General features: G+C 60.7%; 8 protein-coding genes. 2 read left to right on the top strand and 6 right to left on the bottom strand.

The genetic code is table 11. From position 1 onward, the window contains the following. Positions 1-10: 10 nt before the first annotated feature. Positions 11-274 carry a hypothetical protein gene (locus tag ACFWU5_RS05870; protein ID WP_379241428.1) on the bottom strand — a complete coding sequence of 88 codons (264 nt, stop codon included), beginning with the start codon at positions 272-274 and terminating at the stop codon, positions 11-13. A gap of 67 nt (positions 275-341) precedes the next feature. Continuing rightward, positions 342-875: a hypothetical protein gene (locus tag ACFWU5_RS05875; protein ID WP_379241429.1), complete on the bottom strand. Its 534-nt coding sequence runs from the start codon at positions 873-875 to the stop codon at positions 342-344. 181 nt (positions 876-1,056) lie between these two features. Here ACFWU5_RS05875 and ACFWU5_RS05880 point away from each other — a divergent pair, with 181 nt between their 5' ends. Continuing rightward, positions 1,057-3,138: a hypothetical protein gene (locus tag ACFWU5_RS05880; RefSeq protein WP_379241430.1), complete on the top strand. Its 2,082-nt coding sequence runs from the start codon at positions 1,057-1,059 to the stop codon at positions 3,136-3,138. 265 nt (positions 3,139-3,403) lie between these two features. On the opposite strand, the gene ACFWU5_RS05885 is transcribed toward ACFWU5_RS05880, so the two are convergent. The 4 genes from ACFWU5_RS05885 to ACFWU5_RS05900 form a co-directional block, all read right to left on the bottom strand. Beyond that, positions 3,404-4,303 (bottom strand): YwqJ-related putative deaminase, encoded by a 900-nt coding sequence (locus ACFWU5_RS05885; protein WP_379241431.1) that lies wholly within the window; start codon positions 4,301-4,303, stop codon positions 3,404-3,406. After that, positions 4,267-4,635 carry a hypothetical protein gene (locus ACFWU5_RS05890; RefSeq protein WP_379241432.1) on the bottom strand — a complete coding sequence of 123 codons (369 nt, stop codon included), beginning with the start codon at positions 4,633-4,635 and terminating at the stop codon, positions 4,267-4,269. Before ACFWU5_RS05890 ends, ACFWU5_RS05885 begins: the two co-directional genes overlap by 37 nt. 100 nt (positions 4,636-4,735) lie before the next feature. Further along, positions 4,736-5,641 carry a hypothetical protein gene (locus ACFWU5_RS05895; RefSeq protein ID WP_379241433.1) on the bottom strand — a complete coding sequence of 302 codons (906 nt, stop codon included), beginning with the start codon at positions 5,639-5,641 and terminating at the stop codon, positions 4,736-4,738. 11 nt (positions 5,642-5,652) lie between these two features. Beyond that, a complete protein-coding gene (locus tag ACFWU5_RS05900; protein ID WP_379241434.1) occupies positions 5,653-21,390 on the bottom strand; it encodes a toxin glutamine deamidase domain-containing protein in 15,738 nt (5,245 codons plus the stop codon). 323 nt (positions 21,391-21,713) lie between these two features. On the opposite strand from ACFWU5_RS05900, the gene ACFWU5_RS05905 reads away from it, so the two are divergent. Beyond that, complete coding sequence (locus ACFWU5_RS05905; protein ID WP_379241435.1) at positions 21,714-22,424, top strand: hypothetical protein; 711 nt, start codon at positions 21,714-21,716, stop codon at positions 22,422-22,424. The last annotated feature ends 607 nt before the right edge of the window (positions 22,425-23,031 follow it).

Consider the following 23,031-nt stretch of genomic DNA (forward strand, 5'->3'; position numbering starts at 1 on the left):
CAGGGGAGGGTTATGAACTCTCCCCTGGTTCTCTGGTGAGTGGAAAGGGATTCAAGTCCGCATCGAATCCCGGTGCGTCCCGCATCTTTTCTTGAAGGCTGTCCGGCGCATACTGGTCGGAACCTGCAAGGCTGTCGAGATGCTCCCATCCCAATTTGTCGAACTTCTCCCGATCCTCGGGCGATAGTGCGGCCTGCTCAGCTTCGGATTCGGCGCGAATCCGAGCGAACTCCTCGGGATCCCAGCCTGGCGGCGTAACTTCGGAACTACTCATGAGCCTTCTCCTACCATTTCCTGCTTGCGGTCACTTGTGACCAGAAGAACTAATTCTCGTGCATGATCTAGTATCGGACTGTACCGCTGGTCGGCCATGCCTGCTCGGCCACGAAAGAGGCTATCGCCCAACTGCATACCCTCGTCGACTCAGGACTGGTGGGTTCGCAACGCCTGGTCTGCTTGTCGACCCTCACAATGAACGCGGGTTGGGCCCGGCCGGTCTCCACGTCGCGGACTTGGGTGAAGTATTCGATCGCCATCGGCGTTTCGTCGAGTCGGTGTACGCGGATCTCGGTGCGATATGGGTAGATCTGGGTGGCGGCCATCGGAGTTCCCTCGGCGACCCAGGCACGGTACTGACCGATGGCCTCAGTCGACGAGGCGCTGCTACCGAACTCTGTGATCATGCCGGTCCGCGCGTCTACAATCCGCTGGCTGTAGCCCAGGTCCCAGTTGCCCGCGGCTTCTTCCGCCGGGCTCGGGCAGGGTGTTACGAGCCAGCCGTACTCGAATTCGTCGATATCGTAATGGGGATACAGTCCAACAGTTTTCGTGATGTGCTCGATGGCGTCCTCGGTCGAGCGCAGCGGTTCACTCACTACTTTGTCCCCCTCATGGTCGGCGTTGCTCGATGCCCCACGAGCATGGCATGCTCAGCAGTGACGTGCACAGCGGTACGAACTACAGCGACGGCGGTCGCACGGCCGGCAGGATGGGATGTCCCGTCGAACCCCTACCGGTTGGGCCCAAGGACGATGGTGGACGGAATACGGCTCTCGAATGACAGACGACGATCTACTGTCCGTGGTGCCGGGCATCGCGCTTCATGACGCGGCAACTGAATTCGTTCGGCGTTGCGGTGACAACATTGCGTCGGCACGACCGATCGACATAGCAGACAAGCTACATTCCGTATTTCAGGGTGCGGTAGTTCGCCCGTCGCCTCGACGTGATGGAGGGCCGATCGACCCCCACCACCAGTTCATGTGGGTGACCGAGGACGGTTCGGCGGTTGACCTCCGAGACGAACGCGTGGTGGACATCGAGAATGGCGTTGTAGCGGAGAGCGTGCGACTGACGGCTCTGCAGGTGTCGGTCGTCGCCGATCTCCTGCGCGAACTCGCGGCACGACTGCGTCCAGGCGCGGCGTTCGGGTTGTCCAGCGATGGTCTGACATTGGCTGGCTTCGCGGAACATCTTGCAGATGATCTTTCCACGCGGGCCGGTTCGCGGCCGAGCCGCACGGTCACGGTCAGTCTCGACGAATGGCCTTCGTGGTTGGAAGATGTCGAACGAGTACCTGACTCGGACTTGCGGAACGCGGTTGCTCGAATGTTGGACACGCTCGCCGAACAGGGGACAAGTGCCGAACCGATCGACGAGAAATCCGTGGTCGAGGCATTCGACGCGTTGGCCGGGGTTGTCGAGCACGCTCAACCTTCCGGTCTGCCACACGGCTACGACCCAGGCCTATTCCTGCGCAGTGTTGCGGGCAGAACGTTGTTCGCGGAGGCAAACGATATTCGCACCAGGTTGGCAGAGGAGGCTGACAGGGCGGAGTCGGGAGCTGGTGTACCGGGTCTCGTCGCACTGACAGAACGAGTAGCCGTCACGGCCGGAATTCTGTTGAAGGAACTCGCCGCGAGGCTGCGTCCCGGAATCACCTACGGACTGTTGCCTATGAAGTCGGAACTCGGGGTCATTGCCGACGACTTGGCGGCGGAACTCCTGGCGCAAACCGAATATGGACGCCCGACCTTCCACCCCGGTCCGACCAGGTTGTACATAGTCGCACCAGACCGCTTGAACCCGAGTGTCGGCAATCCTGGCGTGATGGCCCCGGTCGACCATCTCGCGTCGGCCGATTCGGTGTATATCGTCCCGGTGCACCCGATCTCACCCGAATCGGTGCGTGAGTATCAGCAGCTCCGCGAGTCAGTGCTGCTGTTATGCGGGATACTGGACGATCCGCGCGGCTCCGGAGCCGAGTTGCTGGCTGCTGCGGAAGCAATCCACGATCGGATTCGTGGCGAAATAGGCAGTGCCTCCCCGGCCGATCCGAGTCGGCACTTCCTGCATTTCGGGACTCTCACCCGCAATAGAACCGAGCCGTATGGGTTGACCGAGTTCGGCGCCTATGTTAAGGAGTCCCTCGCTGATACCTCGCGAACCCCATACCGCCCGCTGCTTCTGTCCCCTGTGGAGGCAGCTGTCGTTGCCGACTTACTGGACGAGCTATCGGCAAGACTTAGGCCGGGCGCCGCATTCGGGATAAGTACCGATGGGGCATCGCTTGCCGCGATCGTTGCCGATGCGGCGAATTCCTTTCGCGCTCGAACGGATTTCCGGCGCGACGCCTGCGCAGTTCCCGCTGCGGCTGCCTCGCCCACTAGATACCGACGACTCCGCAGCTCCGCTATCCGCTGGCTCGACACATTCGACGAGAATTGGACCGGTCAGCTCGGTGACAATGACGCGACTACCGCACTATTAGACCTTTATCTCTTGGCGCGGGACCGACCTTTTCGATCCGATCCGGCCCGAGCCGAGCCAGTCCGAGATCCGGTACTGCATCTGTGTAGCCGGGTCGACCGCATCGATGACGGCGTCCACCCGGTGACGTTGTCAGAGGAAGCGGGAGCTATCGAAAGCCTCCTAGTCACAAGCTCGGTTGATCCCGCGTCGTCTGCTCTCCAATGGTCCGGCCTAGCCGGTGTCCACGTCAGCAGCATGCTGGGTGAATTGGCCTTACGCCTCCGACCAGGTCCCGCATTCGGGCCGTCGAACAATGGTATTGCGCTGGCCGATATCGCCCACCGCCTCAGCGAACAGATCTGGAACCAGGTCTCTCCTGGCGTCTGACCGTAGTCCACCTACCTAAATTTGCCTCGGCCTCATCGATATCGGTCATGAGTCCTCATTCGGCACGACCATCAGGCCTTGCATATCTCGTCAGTCGGCATCGCGCGACTTGTAGCCGAGGTTGGCCTGACCCCACCGAGTAGTCGACGGCCTGCTGATGCGCCCAAGTCCTCGGGTACTACGAACTCTCGTGCCCATTGAGCGTTTCCGGGTAACGCTCACTCATTCGGGCGTTCAGGGGGTCGAAGAGCTCCACAGAGCCAGGTCAAACTGCATCTGGCCGCATGATCTCCACGCCGAGCGCTTGGAGTAGTTGCGCACAGACAGGTCCAGGTTCAGTCGCCTGACCGTTCTCAGGGTCGCCGGTAGGTCTAACTTTTCTGGATATAACTACTGAACCTTCGAAATGCGATCTAGCGTCACCTAAAGATATAGACTCCACCTCCCCCCTCAATTCATCTAGCCCCCACAGTTGATCAGATATCAGAGCAACTTCGGCACTATGTTCGACTTCGTGTCGAAACCGACCGATGCAATGCTGATCTACAAAAGACTGAACACTCGGGTGTATATTGGGTCCAGAAGTTCCAACATTCGACGACTGGCTGAATATTTTCCCACCGATCAGCAGAGATGTAACGGTAGCCGGATATAACTCAGACAAAGAGATCCTCCGCATCACTTGGCGAGATGAATCGCCGATAGTTGTCCAACGACTCGAGTTGATCGTGCCCAAAGTAATAGGCACCGGTGTGGTGATACCGGAAGAAGCGCCCTTCCCGTCCACGAGCAATATGGAATTCTCAGGCTGCTCATACCCTACAGGAAATACCGCTTCACCAAGACTCTCGCCGAGCTCAGCGAAATCTTCAACCTCCCCGGGCCGGAGAAACGGCAGCTCGAAACTCCAAAAATCTTCCATACTGTCGCCTCGCCTGAATTTCAATCTACCCAGGTTATGAATAACAGCCCGTGCTGCGGGAGTTGAAACAAGAGGGAAACGTTCATCTGTCGCGCAGCCTTCGATGCGTTCAACCATTTCATCAGCATCACGTCCGATATCCCGGTTCGCTGACCAGCCGTACTTGGCCAACCAGTTCATCAATTCGTCACTGACTTTCGTCTGATTCAGAAGAATAAATCCTTCGCCCGAAGTATCTCCCATACCCGCTTGTTGTGGGCGCCGATGCGCTCCCGGTCTTGCCTGGCCTGTTCGGGATCGTCGAAGTGCCGGTGCACTAAGATGAGGTTCTCCAGCGGCGTAACCGAGCCATCCTCACGAACCCGGTAGTGAGATGAGGTTTCCCCGTCGTTGCCCTCTTGGTAGAAGTCGAGGAAGTAGCCGGTCTCGTCGCACTCCGCGCGGACGACAATCCGCTCGCGGGACGACCCTTCTGGTGCGATCAACCCGATCCCAATCCTCATCGGTAGTGGATCCGGGAGTGCGGCGATGTGGGTCGTCCCCGGTTTCAGTGTTGTGACGAAGATGTCCCGCACCCGATCGGGCACCTCTTCTTCCGACCTCATATACTGCCCAATCCAATCCAATCCAATCCAACTCTAGTCCGAGTCGATCTCTGTCGACCGTGGAGCGGCGTCAGTTGGTCGCTTCTGTTACCCAGTTGGGAAGTGCGACGTTGTACAACTTGGCCAATCGAACTTCTTCGCGGAAATCATCTACAGAGGGCTGATCCGCCCATTTGGGCTCCGTGGGTCCGTACATATCGAAATCATATTTTCCGGTGTACCAAATTTCCAAACGTGCAGAGAACCATACGGCTGGGCGAGACCGCGTTGCCGCGCGATATTCGCTGAACCTATCGGCCACCTCGGCTGGGGGCGTCCAGGGCGCCATTTTTCCGGATATGTCTTGCACCAAGCCATTGATCTCCCGATGGCCACCGACTTCGCGGAAATGAATCTGTGCATATGTCCATCCTGGGGGTAGGGCGATATTGGTCTGCGTTTCGATCAGTTCTACATAACTTTCCATCGGCGGGTTTTCGCCCGGCTTCACCGGCGGAAGGGGGGTTTCCGTATTCAACTTCGCCTTTAGCCAGCGAGGAATGTATTCTTCAGTCCGCGGGAAATGGCGAAGATCATTTTCATACGCCGCCGAAGAGATTGGCGGGTCCCAGATTGGGTCAACCCATACGTTGAATGTAGCATTAAGAAAGTCGGGCGGTTTGATGTACATGCGCAGTGAGAGCCATGTGCCAATTCCATCTTCGTACCGTAGAAGGCGCATGTCAGTGAAGGCGCGCATTACTTCCGGTGGCAAATCGCCAACCCCGGCGGAACCATCAGCTTTGAGAATAGTGTACTTGATATCGAAATCGGTTCCAGAGCCCAATGCGGTTACTTCAATGCGTTCCCATCCCGGCTCCGCCGCCTTGATGATTCGGCCCGCTGTCCACAGAAGAATCCTTTCACTCTGTGTGTGCTTTTCATCTCTGGTTTGGGATGGGAATTCTAGGCGTTCAAACGGATGTGGCACGTTCATGCTGTCAGCTCCTAGAAATTCTGATGGCTTCTGAAGTGAAGGACGATTCGGTTGCTATTCGGGTTTGTTTCTTGCACTATCCAGTATGCGTAGTCTGGTGTTACACCCACGGATGAGTTGCTAGGGAAGACTCTAGCACGCTCTAATGCATGACCCGCTCTGTGTAGATTATGGCGATCCATCTCGGATCGCCGCCAGCTGTCATTGTGACGGCTCAGCGGGTCCGTTGATGGAAGTAGTATGTTGTTCTCTCGCCAGAGTTGCGAAAAGAGGCCGAGCGCCTCATTTATTGAGCCCGCCACATGGTCATGGGTGTGACCACCGCGGAAATCCTGACCAGGGTAGTCGATCTCGCCGGCATTGCCCACACGAGCTTGCACACTTCCTGCACGGGGGGGATGGCCTCCAGGACTATAGTCGGGCCTGAACGATGTCGAACCGTTTGCGACGTCGTCTGTGTGGAATACGCGGTCGCCGACCCTATATCGCGTGTTTGTGTGTGGAAGGCCGTCGGCGAGACTATCCCCCGGACTCCGTAGGTCGTTTCGTCGCATTGTCGAAGCATTGCCGAGTTCCGGATTGTTGTTGGTCCAAGTTTCGATGTGAGTAAAGGATGACTGTCCAGTCTCGGGATCGGCCGGTCCGGTGTAGAAATCCCCATGCCAATTGCCGTTTTGGTCGAATACTTCGTATCGGCAATTTGGCTCGAGATCGGTCCGTGAACTGAACGGTTGGTTGCTCGCATTCCAGTCCTGAATCGGTCGATAGTTATCGCCGCCCACTTGGAAATCTGGACCTGTTGGGCACCCAAATGTATCGAGCTCGAACTGCGGCCGGCCACTGGCGTCGGTGCGGAATGTGAATGGTTCAGGGTGACCGGTATCGACTCTGTAGTCAACGTCGGGAAGCGGATAACTCGCATCTGGGTTGGCTACCGGGTTGCCCGGATATCCAGTGCGAGTGTTGTCTACTTCGGTGTCGACATGCGTTATGCGGGGCGGGTTCGAGTCATCGGTGTAGACCGTAGTTCGCCGACCAGTGGAGTCGGCTATTTCATATCGAGTTCGAGGCTCCAACGTGGGGTTATCCGCTGGATCTCGATGAATGCTGTAGAAGGGTTCGCCATCCTGCACGACACGGTTGACAGTCTGGTCGAATGGTGGTGCTTGCCAGTCGATGTCGTTGTGGGTCGGGTTGACTCGGTCACCCGGGCGAACGGCTCGACTGACAGCAGACTCTGCGTTCAGATTTCCAGGTCTACTACTGGGGGCGTGAGCGTTGGTGTCATTAATTGAATTCGTGCCGTTGGAGTGATGTGTCTGCCATTGCCCATCCGGTGGGACTCGAGGGCTGCGGGATCCGTCGGGGTTGGTGACTGTGCTTGCGCTGAATACGTTTCCGTTGGCGTCGGTCCAGGCGGCTTGGGTGGGGGCTAGGACTTCTACGCCCAAGTGTTGGGCGAGGCGGTCGGCGAAGCCGTTGGTGGAGGCGTCGCAGCCGATCAGGCGGATGGGGGTTACGCCGTCCCAACCGGAGCGGCGGAGGAGGTCGCCGTATTGCTCGGGGGTGAGGGTTTGTCCGCCGATTACGGCGTGGCCGTCGGGGGTTATGTGGGTGTCGGCGGTGAAGCGGTTGGGGTCGGCGGGGACTCGGTGGGGGAGGTCGCCCATGGTGGGGTCGCCGCGGTGGTGGGAGATGCCGGCGGGGGTTTGTTCGGCGTGGTTGTTGTGGATGGCGTCGAGGTCGATTGTGGTGTTGGAGGTTGTGTCGACTTCGGTTGTCGAGGTCTCGGTGGCTGTTTCACGGACCAGCCGGGCCAACCCCGCCAAACTCGGATCATCACGATGAAATGACACTCCCGCATCCGTACGTTCACCGAAAGGCAGTGGAACAGTCGGATCACCCGAGTGAGGTTGATGAGCTGCGGTTGTCTGCGAACGAGGGCTTCGCCCTGACTCGCGGTTGGCTGTCTGTGAGCCTGTTGAATGTGGCAGGCCTGGGATCGTGTGTCTCGGTGCCCAGGAGTCCGTCGCGGCGATCTGGTGGTGGTCGGCGAGGTCGGCGAGGTCGGCAGCGTCTCGGAGGTCGAGGACCGTCCCGTCCGCGCGCACGATGCAGACTTGGAGACCGCCTGCTTCGCGCAGCATCGTCTCCGGTGGACTGTCGGTTGCGGTCAGCTCCTGGGTGTCCCACCAAACGGGGGTGTCGGAGTCACGCGGGAATACGACGAGTGTGGCGTGTCCACCGGTGAGGCGTGGTGTGCCGTCGGGTCGGAAGACTCGGTTGCCTTGTCGGTCGAGGCGTTGCCAGCGGGTGGCGACGTAGGCGGCTGATCCTGGTCCGAGTTCAGTGAGCAACCTGTGGAGTGCGCGGTACTGGTCGGCGATATCCATCGTGGGGTTGAACTGCAACCAGTCGGTGGCCAACCAGGAACTGATGTATTCGCGGTCGAGGCCACCTTGATAAACCGTGGACCCGTTGGGACCGATGACCGGCAGCATCCTCGGTGCAACGCGGGGGTCACCGAAGAAGGTGGACAGGCCGGCCATGGCCGCCCAGCCGCAATTGTTACGTCGGCCGGGGCCGTCGGGGCCTTCGCCGTTGACGAGTGCCGCGGCGGGGTGGGTGCGCGGGTCGAAGTGAGTTTCGAAACCGCCGTTCGTCGAGGCGAGCAGTGCCCGCATGTGTTGCTCGAGCATCGGGTCTTCGTGCGCCTGAACAGGATTGACGGAGAATCCGTAGTCGACTGAGTTGTAGTCGGGCAGCAGGCCATTTCTGGTGCCCTCGGGTGAGGACGGATTCCCCTGCTGCTCAGGGGAATGAGGTTCGGGTGAGGGTTGTGTCCTGGTGTTCGGGTCGGTCGATGGTCCGGCCAACATGGTCGAGTCTGGGGGTGGTACCTGTGTTTGTCCGTTCGGGCCGGAGGTCGGATCGCCGTCGCGGTGGAGTCGCAGATCGATGACGTGGACCTCGCCGCGGTCGCCGATCAGCACTCGCCGGAACGTCACTGCGACATCCGCCTCGACCAGGCGGCGGTGGTCGTTCGCTGACAGTGTGTGCTGGTGTGGGTCCGCATCGGCGGATACGACCAGCACGTTCGGGGTGGGGGAGGGTAGCGTGCCGACGCCTTTGTAGTGATCGACGGCGCCTGCCGCCTCCAGTACGTCCGCGGCGGCGCGGGCCAGTAGTTCGGTGCGGACGTTGTCGACCTGATCGCGCGCTTGTAGGTAGTCGAACATGGCCTGGTCGGCGAGCTCTTGGTAGCGGTCCGCTTCCTCGATCGCGGCCCGCGCGTCCAGATGTTCGCTGACGTGGGCGGCGCCGTGGTCGAGAACGCGTTGGGCGGCCGAGCGTCGGGGGCCGAGATGGTCGGTGATCGACTGCCACGCCTGTCGGGGGCCACGAATATCGGGGTCGAGGCCCAGGTTACGTGCGAGGACCTGAAGTTCGGCAGCAGCCGAATCACGTTGGTCAGCAGTACGTTCGATATCGCTGGCAAGTTCGGCGAGGGTCGCCGCGACCTCGGGAGTGGTCGTGACGTGCCTGACTGGCGGCCCGACGGTTTCCCAGCTGGCTCCTTCGGCCAACGACGTGTCCGCGCTCGCGTCGAGAGCGTGGGCGAGCTGTTCGAATTCCTCGACGATCATGGCGGCGGTACCGGTGAGGCGATCGACGAGTTGGCTTGCCGTGTCGGTCAGCGGGTCCACTCCGGGACGCTGCCTGGCGGCCGGTCCGGCGTTGCGCAGTGGATGCGCGTTGCGGATCGTCAGATCTGCCAGTGCCTCTATTTCCGCAGCGCGACGGACTATTTCGGCACGAATCTCGGTGTGGGTCGCGCTGATTCTGTCAGCATCCGGTTTGGTCGTCGTCGCGCGGAGGGTGTCGAGCCAGCCTTCCCTGCGAGCGATCTCTGCCCGGAGCCGGTCCGCTGTTCGTGCCGGGTCGGGCGCAGGAGCGGACTCCTGCTGAGACAGCAGGTCGGTTAGTACGGTGATGTCGGCTCGAACGACATCACCGACGATGTCGACCTCGTGTGATTTCAGGTGAGTGTCATAGACAAGGGCGAAGCGCAGCCAGTCAGTGTTGGGATCGGTCGATGTGCGTCCGGAACTCAGCGCGGTCGAGATATCGTGGCTGCCTGCGATATCCCGCAGGAATGCGGCGGAATCGACGTGACTCGGGACAGGAAACAGCTGCCCTGGCTCGACCACCGGCATTGGCTGGTTGTGCTCGGATTCGGACTCGCTCGCCGCGACAGCCGCCGCCCATGCGACCTCGTGGTGGGCCATCGCGGCCATGGCTTCGACTCGGCCCGCGCGAAGGACGTTGTCGCGGCGCAGCGCGTCGAGGGTTTCTCGGATGCGCGCGGGGTCCAATGCGGCGCGATCGACGGCCAATCTGCCGGCCAGTTCCACAACGGCAAGATCGACGTCGGCCGGAAGATCCAGCTCCGCCGCCGTGAGCCGATAGAGAGCGTGCTCTGACTCCGCGGGCACGCGATCGACGCCCGTGAGGGAATCGAGCCTGGCTTGGGCACGCAGATACTGCTCGGACCGGTGAACGAAATCCGCGCGCTGTCGGATGTCGGTGGCGAGCCGATCGCGAAGAAGTTGCTCGTGGTTTCGTGAATCAGCCGCGGTGACAACATCGGGGACGTCGAGGTAGGCCGCCCACGCAGCTGCCTCATTGCGCAGCGACGTTCGCCGGGCGGCTTCGGCCTGCCAGATGGCTTCGTCCTGTGGCCTCGAGAATTCCGGACCACTTCCCATATTCGCTGGATTACCGACCGACCGGTCGATGAAGGTCCCGCGCTCGCCCGCGATCTCACGGAGCAACCGCGCTCCTGGGTTCGTTCGGGTGACGTCGATCTCGCGCGAGAAGGGGATATTGGCGTCCTCCGCACGATACCGCTGCCAGGTGTCTATGGCCGCCTCGATGGCACCGGCCAGGCGCACATCACGTGCGTGCAGGTCGGCAGTGGCTTGTCGTAGGCCATTAGGTCCGAGGTCGGTCAGCGTGAGACCGAGCCCATCGGCCTGCCGCTGCAGGAGCGTGGCGTGGCGCAGGGCGTCGGCGTACGCGGCGCGAGCGTCGGGCTCGAGCTGAGTGGGATCGACCGGATTGGCATCGGCGAACCGGGTATCGGGGGCGGGTGCCATCGCGTGTTGCAGTCGGCGAACCAATTCAGGGTTTTGCTCGACGATCTGAGTAGGCGTCTCCGGTGATGCGGGATCCGTGTTGTTCGGGGTGGCCAGGTGCTGCCAGATGGCAGCGGTGCGTTCGGCTTCGAGACGCGCGAAATCCGGGTCCTCGGCATTCTCGGCGGTCCCTTCGTCCCAATACCGGTACGGGGTCCCGTCTGCGCGGCGTGGCGGTGGAGCGTCGGAAACCGTCTCTGTCCAGCCACGGAAATGTCGCTTGAGCAGTTCTCGGTTCTTGATGAGGATTGCGAGCTCATGCAGGATTCGCGCGGCATTGGGGGCCTGGACCTCCGCGAGTGCCTCGCTTTCCCCCGAGTGTCGCTGATCGTTCGCGGCGTTGATTCGGGACGGCGTATGAAAGATATGGTTCTGGCCCTGGCCATCAAGGCCTGAGCCGGATGGGTGTTTGGCGGTCGCGGCCGCCTGGTTCCACATAGCTACCCGCTCTCGCAGGCCGGTGACGATCCCTCGTAACCAGTTGCGCGGCCTGGTTGGCGTGGTTGCGGCGGCGGCTTCTGGAGCAGCCGATTCAGCCACCGGTACCGACTGGGGTTCGCTGAGGTGGCGCAGTGCAGTGCGCGCGGCATTGTCAAGCTCGGTCGCCGCCGCGTGATGGGTTTGGTGGAGTCGCTCGATCGCGGACGCGCGGGCCTGGTCGATCCGCGACGACACCGCGGGGTGACGCTGGAGCAGCGACTCCGGTCGCGTCGCGCCGCCGTCTTGACGCAGGGTGTTCGTGAGTTGTTCGACCGCCTGCTGACGGGTAGCTTCGAGCGCACGATTCCCGGCGCGATAGCTGTCGCCGAGTGCTGCGATGGGCCCGGAGACAGGCTGCGTTTCGGCGTGTTGTTCGGACGTTCCCAGGTCGAACACGTGTACGTTGCCCGCGTCGTCGATCACCACCCGCCGGTAGTCGACACCGATTCCGGCGTCTTTGAGTTCGCGCATGTGCTGCTCGTCCAGCACGGTGTGTGGGTCTGTGGTCGAAACGGCGACGGCACGCGGCGGACGCCCAGGAACCACGCCGTATCCATCGGATCGGATGTCGGCCCCAGCAGCGGCGAGAATGTCAGCGACAGCGCGTCGTGCTGCTGCTGATCGAAGGTCACTTTCGATCGCGCGGGCGCTCAAATACCGGTCCAGTTGCTGCTGCGCCCGCTCGTTCACCGCCACCAGCGCGTCGATCGTCCGCTCGGCGGCATGTCGTTGGTGGGAGAGGCTCACCATCTCGTCCGGCGTGCTGGGCTGAAGATCGTAAACCTTTGCCTCGGTGGCGATCTGGGCCTTGACATGGGCCCGGATGTTATCGGCTACGGTGCGTGGGCCCGCTGTGTGCGGATCGACGCCCACTTGTCGCGCGAGCGTCGAGAGTCGGCGCCGGGCCGAATGCTGCTCTGCCGCGGCCTCGGTGATCTGCCTGCTGAGCGAACTGAGCTGTTCGCGCACAAGCGGATTCGTCGGGATGTGCCGCGCGATTGGCTCGGGTGTGTTGGGTCCGGTCAGTTCTCCGCTGTCCGGCGACGTGTTCGTTGGTCTGCCATTGCTGTCGGGGTCGTTCTCGCTCGAAGAAGCCGCGCGTTCGCCCGCCTGATTGGGATCGATCCCGTGACGATCCTGATCCCGAGTCCCCGGGACGAACCCATCCCGACTGGCGACAGTGGCCGACCCATCAGGGCGGAACGTCTGCCACTGCCCATCCGGCGGAATCCGCGGCCGACGCGACCCGTCGATTCGCGGCTCCGGTGTACTGGAGAATACCCGACCCTGAGAATCCGACCATGCCGTCTTCGTCGGGGCCAACACTTCGACACCCAAATGTCGCGCCAACGCGCCGGCGAATCCGTTGGTCGCTGCGTCGCAGCCGATCAACCTGATCGGGGTGTGCCCGTCCCACCCGGCGGCACGGATCACCGGAGCCAACTCGGCGAGGGTGTGCGTGCGGCCACCGAACAGCGGCCGTCCGTCTTGGGTGAGGTGAACGTCGACGGTGAATCGAGCCGGGTCAGGGCGGACCTGCCTGGCCAACTCGGCCATACTCGGGTCATCGCGGTGGAACGACACACCCGCGTCCGTGCGCTCTGCGCCGGGCAGGTCGGTCGTCGGGTCGTTCGGGAGTGATTGATGAGTCGTGCTCGGCTCATCGCCATCATGGGGTCGAGCTTCGTGCGCAACCGCCGGATCGTGAGCCTGGGGCAACAACATGGTGTGGTTGTCGGTCAAGAACTTCACGAACGACGGATCATGTTCGCCGAGGAGTCGCCACGGAACGTGGGCGGTGGCGTTGTCCATCAAGCCCAAGCGACCCAGTTGGTCAGCGAATTCGGCTCGCAAACCAGCCAACTCGCCCACCCGAGCGGGGGCACCCGCAACTTGGGAGATCTCGGCCGCCAGCGACTGCAAGCGATTGAAGCGATCGCGTAGCTCGGACGTCAGCTCTGTTGGTTGTCCTTCCGGTGCGTGATCCGCTCCATTTTCGCCGGACTGATTACTATCAGAAGTCGTTCCTAGCGTGTCATTGTTCAGGGGCGGGGAAGGAGCTGGCGTCGATGGAGGACTGGCGGGTGTTTGTGTTGTCTGCTCAATTTCCGCCGCGTGCTGATGCGGGGTGCCGGCGGGCTCGATACCGGGCAAGTTCAGTGCTGTATCGGTAGCTGGAATGAGGTCCCGTGGGAAAAGCTGATCCGGTTCCTGATCCTGCATCGGAGTGTGCGAATCGGAATGGACACCGTCGGGTGACTGTGATGTATCGGCAACTTCCGCCCAGATGACATGCATTATTCCGTTGGCATCCATGCGGCGGTAGAGCACGCGGAACTGCCGTCCATCGGGGATAAGCACTTCTGCCTCGCCACGCTTTTCCGGCGGATGAAGGAACGAGATGTCTTTCCCGCTGGCTGAAAGGATGGTCAATTCTACGGTCGGGTTCCATTTGAACTTGTTTTTTGAGGTCGATACAAATCCGGGATCCTCCACGACGGAATCGACGCGGTTTTCGTACCAGAATTTCTGCATTTCTTCCGGCGAGAGCATCAATGATCTCTTGACCGGGCCGATGTGGTTCGGAAGAGCGGCGAGACCGCTGCGAATCAATTCGATGGTCTCCGTGGTGACCGTGTCGAGGGGTTCGCCGAATCGCAGGTGGCGATTAATTTCGGCGTATGCGTCTCCGGCGTAGTCGACGAGGGCATCGCGGACGGCTCGGGGGAGTTGGTCGCAGGCGTCTTTGGCTATTTGTTCCTGCGGCGTCAGTCCCGTTTCGGTTGCCTCGTTACTCGGTGCCGATGTGGCCGCGGCGTCTGGAGTAGGCGTGTTCGAATGCGGGGAATCCGAGGGCGGAGTGCCTCGGTTGTCGGGGTGAAGTTGTTCGTCGATCGTGGCTCGGATTTCGGCCAGGGTCTGGCCGGCTTCGGCGGCTCGGCGTAGGACGGTGAGTTCGTGTTCTGGTGAGTCGGTGGGAACCACGATCATGGTTTCCTCGGTGACCGCGATGGCGGTCATCGCGATACGGTCGGCGTTGACAGCTGTTTTGGTGTTGTCGGCCATCCATGCGCGATAGGTGGCGTGGTCGAAGTCCGGGTTTGCGACGAGTTCTGCGACTCGTGCGTGCAGGAGCTCGGCTTCGTGGGTGATCTGTGCCTGGAGTGCTTCGGTGTGCGCTTCGCGTTCGGCCGGGTTCGCGGCCGGGTTCACCGCGTCGAAATGATCGTTGGTTTGCTGTTCGATCGTCGCGAGTCGGCTCGTGACACCGAGGTCTATATCTGCTCCGGCGAACCATGGCGTCATGGCGCGGTCGACATCGGCGACGCTGTCCGGGGACCACAGCGCTGTTGGTTGGGTGTCGCGAGCGAACTGGATTACCGGTTCATGGGTGGTGTCCGGGTCGGCGTCGTAGCGGTGATCGTTGACGATCTTTTCGAAATTCTCGCGACGCTGGTAAGGGTCGAATGTCTCCCAGTACTTGTGTGGTCCGTGCTCGATCCCCGCACCGATAGTGTGGAGGGCGGTCACCAGTTCATCGATTTCCGCAGGAGTCAGACGAGATCCATCAGCGTGACGGACATCGAAGAGATCATGATCGCCCGTGATCGGTTTCCAGCCATCGACGGTGCGGCGTTCGACGATACCGTCGACGACTTGAAATTCTCCCTGTCCGCTGTTGTCGAGGGTGAGCCGGTCCATGCTTTTTTGGTATTTGAGCCAATCGCTATTGCGCCGGTCAAGTCGGGCTTGCAAATTCCTGCGATGCTCAGGACTCATTTCGGCGGTGTCCGGCATCGATAGCATTCCGGGTGCGAAACGTCCGACCAGCCCCTTCGCGTGTGCGGGTGCGCCGAGTTCGATATCAAGATCATTGATGGTCTTGTCTTTGATCGCCATCGGCTTGTATGCGGCACCAGCACGTATGTGTCGAACGGCATCGGGATTGGTGGGTCGCACTTCCAAGATCAGGTTGTTTGCATCGACATAGCGCTGTATTTTGCGCTGATTCTCGACCGGTATCCCGTGTTGCGATTCTATGACTTCGGAATTGAGCGGCATCGGCTCAGGTACCGACCGCTCACTGTCCTCCGGAATGTCCAGTTCGCTGTCAGGGTTGGCTGATGGGGTGTGGCCGTCCAGCGCGGGATTCGGTGTTTGTTCTGGGCTGGCCTGCGTATCCGGACTACTCAGGACTGGATTATTCCGCCCTTCGGCCAGGCGCCCTCCGTCCTTGCCTTGTGCAGAATCCGACCGGCTGTTGCCCGGGCGACTCCGTCCATCGGACTGTTGGTCGTCTGAAAATCGCGAGTCTGTTTGTTGAACAACAAAATTCGGCTGCGATCTGCCTCTGTTGTCCCGAACAGGTATTCCACCTGTGTCGGGGTCTCCTGGGCTCGGTCGAAGAACACCAGTAGTGCCATCGTTGGTCTCCCACGTGTGGTCGTATCGCTCGCCGGTGCGAGCGGGGATGTCGGCTGCCCAATTGTGGGCCTGGTTTGCTACGGCATGCGCGTCGGGATAGGTGGCTTCGGGGTGGGCGCGCATGTAGTTCGACTCGGTCAATTCGTGTTCGAGCATCACGATGTCTTGCGGCAACTGTCGACCTGTTGCGAGGCGAATCCATGCCTCCGCCTGATCTGGCGATGGATCGAATCGGGCAAGTATGAAGCCGCCGTTGTCGTAGTCGCGTAGGAGATGCTGCTCGCGCATCAGGTGATTCTTGATCTGGGCAATTTCCGTGTCGGTGAACCCGGTAGAGCCGTCGGATCGTTGGATGTCGGCGAGAGTAGCCACGATTCGGGCGATATCGCCGTCGTAGGACCGGAAGTGGTCGTAGGCCTCAGCGGCCCATTCGTCGTCGTAGCTGGGATCGCGCGGTCGGACAGCTCCACCAGATTGTTCCCATGCCTGGGCTACGTCCGACGCAGGCTGGGGTGCACTGTCACTAGCTGGGAGGGAGGCGTTGTTGCTGGAATTCAGCGCTCGATCGTGCCCTGGTCCGGCCAGATCCCGTCCGCTCGGTTGCGCATCTGTGCCCAGGCGTTCACCTTGATGCTGCTCGGATGGATTTTGCCGGTGTTCGTTCGGTAGCTGAGCGCTTGTTTGTCGATCGTCAACAGTTGGTCGCTGTCCTCCAACGGCGGATTCATCAGCGATCGTGCTTGAACTCGGTACTCGATTTCGGTCGGGGACTCGCGTATCCGTTGAAACTTCACTCGCCATTGTGGGGGATAGATCTGGTAGGCCTCGATGGGCCGTCCGCTCTGCATCGCCTTGTCGTACTCCAGCCCGATCAGATCGGTCGGGAGATTGCTCCCGTGCCCTGTCACCCGCCCCGTTTGTTTGTTCACTACGTAGCAGCCGCTCCCCACTCTGTGGTCCCGGCTCAACTCCGGTGGGGATATCGGCCGACATACCCAGCAGGTTTGGAATTCCGATATTGCGTATTCCCCCGAACCCTTGAGGACTCGGTCCAGATACTGTTGAACTTGTTCCCTGGTTTCCAGCTGTAGACTTGGCACTGACGGTACCTCCATCGGAATCGATAGATATAAAGGCGAGATCGAGAGACCTTTCGGTCATCGTGGTCGGTGGCTTGTCCGACATCTCCTTCGATTGCGGGTCCCACCATACTGGAGAATCAGCACCATGCGGAAAAACGATAATTGTGGCATGGCTACCGCCATCGACGGGATTTCCATCCTCGTCGAACATTAGTTGCCCGTCCGTATCACGCGCATGCCATTGGTTGTACACGAAGGCCGCTGATCCCGGCCCCATCTGTGTTATCCAGTCATGCAGTGCGGTGAACTGTTCCGGGATGGACATGCCCTGGCCATCGAAGTTCTGCCAGGAGCCACCGATCCAGTTCGCCGCACGGTCGAGTCCGCCCAGCTCACCTCGTTGATCGAGCCTTCCGTCGGGGAGATATTCCTCGTTCCGCGGGAGCGCTACAGCGGGCCGTCCGAGAAACGACGACAGTCCGGCCAGCGCGGTATCGAGGCAGTTGTACCAGCGGCCGTCCACTGTCGGACCGCCATCGTTGATGAGTCGTCCATAGTCGTTGGTCCGTGGGTCCGCGCCCATGATGAAGTGGTCGTCGTCCAGTAGCGCGTCCTGGACTGCTTGGAGGTAGGCATTGTCTTCGAGGGGAGCGAGTCTTTCTGAGCCGATGATGCGGGTGTCGTCGAGACTCGGCACGTGGGTGGGCGTATTGGCTTGTGCAGTCTCGATGCGAAGTTGGCGTAGCTCGGCTTCGGTGGGTGGGCGGGTGTCGGCGTTGGGGATGTTGTTGGTGTGTGTTGGTGTGTGTTCGTCAGGGGAGGGGCTGGTACCTGGACGCGCCTCGGGTGGTTCGGTGGTGTTAGGGATTGTGCGGATTGGAGATTGCGGGGAATTGTGGTCGGGACGGTTTTCGAGTTGGTCAAGTGCGGCCGCTTCGGCGAACAGTTGGTTGACGAGCGCGCGTTCGTCGGCGTTGAGCGGCACGTACGGCTTGAAGATGGTGTTGTGTTCGATGTCGGCGGCGATGGATGCCCGTCGTGTGGTGAGCTGTAGTTCGTAGGTATAGGGGATGCCGTCGACATCGATCCGAATGACGAGCGGGATGACTCGGTATCCGGGGTTTCCCTTGGGGGTGACGTACATGTTGTCGATTTCGACGATTCGGCCGCCGTCGCCGGATCCGATCAGTTGTTGGACGCGGTCGAGTACTTGTGCGAGGTGCACGGTGTTGTTGACGGTGATGCGAGCGCCGATGGCGTCGATGGCGTCGCCGACTTGGTAGTCGGGGCGTGGACGTCGGCGTTCGTTGCCGTTGACCATGCGTTGGACTTTGTCGATGATCGCGTCAGCTGGTTTGGTCCGTAGGTTGGTGGTGACACCGTCCAAACCTTCGGTCAACCGAGCCAGTTCGGCTTCGACCGCAGGTTCCACGTCATGGACGAGCCGTCTCGCGTAGTCATCGACAAGTACTTGTTCGGTGTCGGTGGGGTTCGCACCGACCTGGCGAGCTGGGTCGAGGAGTTTGCTGTCGGCGACCAGCGCAGCCATTCGTGCTCGGCCGTCGGGCAGGTGATTGACGCCAGGTGTGAGCGGGTCGAAGAGCGGACCTTGACCTGGGTTTTGGGCGACGAATTCGGTTATCGACGTTCCGTCGAGTAGCTGAGATTGGGAGATTTCCCGGAGGATCTCCAGCGCGGCGTCGCGACGACCAGGGTCGCGAATTGCGTCGGTCAGGTTAAGTGGGTGGCCGACGTCGTTGACGAGGCGGTGAATGATGCTCGCGACCTCGGGATGCCCAGCGAGAGCTTGATCGATCGCGTCATGCATGGTTTGTTCTGGATCTGAACTCAGCGATGACGTGTCGGTTGCGACGGATGTGGCCGGTTGCTCGTTGCTCGTATCGGTTGTTGATTCGGACGGTCCGTTTTCCGTGGTGCTTCCGGGGCGGCCACCATCGTGTGGGACGCCGACGTTAGGTCTCGGCACCGACGTATTAGGTGTGGCACCCTCTTCTGAGGTCCGGTGATCGGGGTTGGCAGGGTCTGAAGGGTTGCCTGAGATCGCACGACCTGGATTTGAAGGGTCTCGTGAAGTCAGCCCTTCGACAGGGACGACGTAGCCTCGGTCGTTGATCGGGCCACCTCGAGGATGGCCTCCTTGCGGTAGGTCGAGCACACCCTCGTTGGTGAAGAAGCGGACCTGACCGTCGCGGCTGACCACCGCCTCGATATGCGGAGTCTCCTTGTAGGTGACATCTTTGTGCATACTGTCGACCACGTCGGGTCGGAGTCGACGTTCTTCCTCCGACGGCGGGCCGGGTAGCCGATCTTCGGGATGCGTATGCAGGATGAAATTGTAGGTGTCTTTTAAATTAGTAGGGATTATTGTTGAGCGTTCTCCGCCGCGGAACAGTCGTAGATCGCCCTTGCTGTTCTGGATAACAGCGTGTTCCAGGCTCGCAAATTTCTGCAGTTCGGCGAGATGCCCGATATTTATTTCGCCTGGTCTGATGGGGATGCTTTCGTTCTCGGCCAGGGCGTTTGCCAATTGCTTGGCTTTCGGCGAGAGTTCGCCGAACGTTATTTCCCCGCCAAGCAGTCGCGAGTTCGACTTGTAATGTGTTGCCATCTCCCGCGTGTCGTCGGCGGCGATCTCCTGGACCGGGGTCGGCTGCTGATGAAGAATGGCTGCCTCGGCCGACGCCATCGCCACTGGCGGATCGATGTTTGTGCTGGAAGCCTGTACGGGTGCGGTAATTCCCATTGCCGGGATGTGAGGACTGGCACCAGCGCGCGGCCCGGTGACCGGCGTGCTGGGTGACACCGTATTGGGGTTCTGTGACGTCGGCGCGGGCTTGGCGGCGTTTGGCTCACGCGCATCGGCACCGGTTTGTGCTGGGGCCGCGTTCACCGTAGAAGCCGGCGTCACTGTCGTGGCTGATGGCACTGCCGCTGGTGCGCTGCTCACTGCCGCTGGCGCGCTACTCACCACCCCTGGCGGGCTGGTCGGCGTCACGACGGCCGCTGTCGGTGATGGCGAGGCGAGACTGCTGACCACCGATGAGGTCGCAGGGTTGGTCGTCGGTGCAGCCTCTGTCGGCGCGACCGAATCAGCCTGCTCGGAAACCTGTGGCCGACTTTCCAGCGCGTTATCTGACTGTGGCACAGCTGTATCCGTAGCCGCGGCATCGGGTTTGGGCGAAGCCGCGTCCGGACTGGCTTCACTGGTGACGGCCTGACCATCGTTCGCGACAGGTTCGGCGGTCGTAGCAGGAGAAACCTCGCTGACAGCGTTCGACGGGGCTTCTATGCCGGTCGACGTGCCATTAATCGCCGATTCTCCAACAGCGTCAGGTGTGGCACTCGTCGGTGCGGTTGCTGCCACAGGCGCTGAGCTGTTGGCGTCGGCGACTTTGGGAGATGCTCCCGGACGATCATTCGCGGCGTTGGTCGCCGAAGGTGCCACATTACTTGTGCTATTTCCGGTAGCGCCATCGCGCCCATTCGTGCCCGTTACAGAATCAGTACCCCCCGTTGAGCCTCGCGATCCAGTGTCGAGTTCTTTACTGGATTGGTTCGTATCTGTGGCGCTGCCGGGCGTGCCCGGGGTTGCTGGATTAGCGGCACCGCCGCGGTACCCATGAATGGCTGAGGGCCCCGCGCCCGACAACGCACCGCCGGTCAGCGAGCGTGGGTCGAATTCCCAGTGGCCGGTGAAGGCGCCAGTGGCCAACCACGCCGCACCGGCACCAGCCGCGCCGGCGATCATGCCGGTGAGGGCACCGTTTGTCATGCCCTTGACGCCGCCCGCGCCGGTTGGCAAGGCCCTGCCTACGCCGAACCCGACACCGCCGCCCGCAGCGCCGGCGATCGCAGAAATGCCAGCGTTGAGCTTGACCTTGTCCCAGTCGTAGCCATCGACATGGCCGGTTTGGTTCTGAATATACTGGACAAGCAATTCTTGGCTAGTGCCTTGCAGTGTTTCGACAACTGCTTCCTGGAATACCTCGAATACCAGCCCAGCAACTACTTTTCTGGCGGCGGCATTGGTGATTTTCCGCAATAGTGTGTTCTCGATCGCCGCGAGTAGACGCTTTGAGAGAAGTCTGAAGAATGTTCTCGCCGATGCGATAGCAGCGGCTTCCGCAGCGGGCGCACCCGGCCCGGCGCACGCGGCCAGAGCGAGTTCCGACATCAGCCAGACGCCGGCGATGTAGAAGTTGAGTTTGGCGGCTTGGAGTTCATCGCCCATCGCGTCGGCTGAGACCGCCAGACTGCTCCATTCCTCGCCGAGGCTGGCGAGCGAGCCGTGCTTGTCGCCGTCGGTTCCATCGAGAAGCGGGGTGATCCAAGCGATGATGGACTCGCCGCCTTGGCCGGACGGATACGCCGCGTTGACCTCGCCGATCATGGCTTGGAGATCAGGGACAAGGGCTTTCGTATCGTTGGCGACGGCGGTGAGGTCGCGCCCCATCTCCCACATACGGTCTTCGTTGCCATGGGGCCAGTCGGCGCCGACTACCCACTCGAGCCACTCCAACCAAGACGGAAACTGCAGAGCCACGCGAGATCACCTAACGTCGGCGCATCGCGACTGGTCGGTGAGTTATCGACCGATCCGGCATCGTCGATGATTCGATGATGGCATAGATCATTTCGCCCCCCAGAGCCCGCGCGTCACCTATCAGCATCGCCAACGACGAGCTGGCGTGAGATCGACTGTGCCACAGGTTGCTAGGCCACACAACGTGCACCCCACCAAGCTAGGTTGAATAGGTTGGTGGTGGTGCACGGTGAACCCAGCGGGTAGGGAACCAGTAGACTACCGGCGGGCTCCTTTGCGCAGCAACAAGTTACCTACCGAGTCGATGCCGAGAGGACCGGACAGTGATCGACGATGATGAGGCTTGCCGGTTTTGCGGTCGGTACGTGCTGGAAGTTGACGGGTGGGCGGAGTCGCTGCAGCCGTATCACCAGATGCGTGCGTCGTGGGACGTGAACGCGAGCTTTTTCCGGGGGTCGTATCACTTGGCGTGTGTCCGGAATTTTTCCGAGCGTGACACGTTCCGGAGTGAGGCTGCTACGTGGATCTCCACGGTCGAGGATGTCGTTACCCTCCGGCGCGGCGACGGGGAAACGTACGATGTTCAGCGGCGCGGGCTCGGCTTTATCGACGCGGTGGCGCTGCTTCCCAGCGGGAATGTTTACGAGAATCCGCGGTTCAATCGGTGGGCGTATGTGGAGAATGCTGGACCGTTCTATTTCATTGATATGAACGAAGCTGAAGCTCTCGGCCGAGGTGAGCGTGTGCGCGGCCGTAGTGGTGGAATGTCGAGACTCTTGAGTAAAGATCCGCAGGTGGATATTTCGGAGTGGGACTTGCAAAGGTTGTTGGAGTTCCTTGAAGTGCGGGATCTCTATCAAGAAATGTTGGACACACGCGAGCCTGAGTATCAATATCTGCGTTCCGGGCGAAATCGTGCCGGATTCGTGCTAACGTATTCACTTTCCTGCGTTCAGGAGTTTCCAGTCGATGTAAGTGATTTCTTCGGCGAGTACCTGTCGACGTACGTACGCAAACGGCTAGAGGACGCCTGAAAACCGAAGTCGATGAAAAAAGTGGGATCCATTGACGAAACAGTCATCGGACCGCGAAGTCTGCTTGGTCCGAACTCTAGTTGGAGATGACGAATGGGTTGCCACCTTTGTCATTGATGGACGTAAATATCCCACTGCCGAGGATTTTGTACGGGTAACACTCGAAGCGGGTCAGTCGCTCGACCGGTATTGGAGGCTAGTCGCGGAGTTCGAGACGCGCGCGGTGGGTGTGAACGAACCGGATTTTCCATATCCGTCGTGGGAGGAATATCATGCTTCTCTCGAAAGTGGAGACGTGGGAGTCCCGCGAAAGTAGTTATTGAGTTCGCTGAAGCCGCAAACGCGTCGCAGTAACGGTCAGGGGAGTCCTGAGCCTCGGATCGGGTCGGGTGGCAGATCCATTGGGCGCAGGTGCAAACCTGTGAATCTGGGTTGAGTTTGCCGTATGACTGTATGTCAAATTCTCAGGGTGTGCTTGGCGGTATCAATCACGTCGAGGTTTTCGCGGAACTCCCAATGCGCCGCTCTCGAGAGAGTCCCGATACTCCTCCCACGTAGGATATGGGAAATCTGGCTCACAGACCCCGACTTCCCTCGTCTCAAAGTC

It is taken from the genome of Nocardia sp. NPDC058640 (assembly GCF_042716995.1).
Classification (GTDB): Bacteria; Actinomycetota; Actinomycetes; order Mycobacteriales; family Mycobacteriaceae; genus Nocardia.

What these genes read in the sequence shown, in the direction of transcription:
- ACFWU5_RS05870 (WP_379241428.1), bottom strand. Translation starts at nt 274, where the DNA reads ATGAGTAGTTCCGAAGTTACGCCGCCAGGCTGGGATCCCGAGGAGTTC.
- ACFWU5_RS05880 (WP_379241430.1), top strand. Translation starts at nt 1,057, where the DNA reads ATGACAGACGACGATCTACTGTCCGTGGTGCCGGGCATCGCGCTTCAT.
- ACFWU5_RS05885 (WP_379241431.1), bottom strand. Translation starts at nt 4,303, where the DNA reads ATGGGAGATACTTCGGGCGAAGGATTTATTCTTCTGAATCAGACGAAA.
- ACFWU5_RS05895 (WP_379241433.1), bottom strand. Translation starts at nt 5,641, where the DNA reads ATGAACGTGCCACATCCGTTTGAACGCCTAGAATTCCCATCCCAAACC.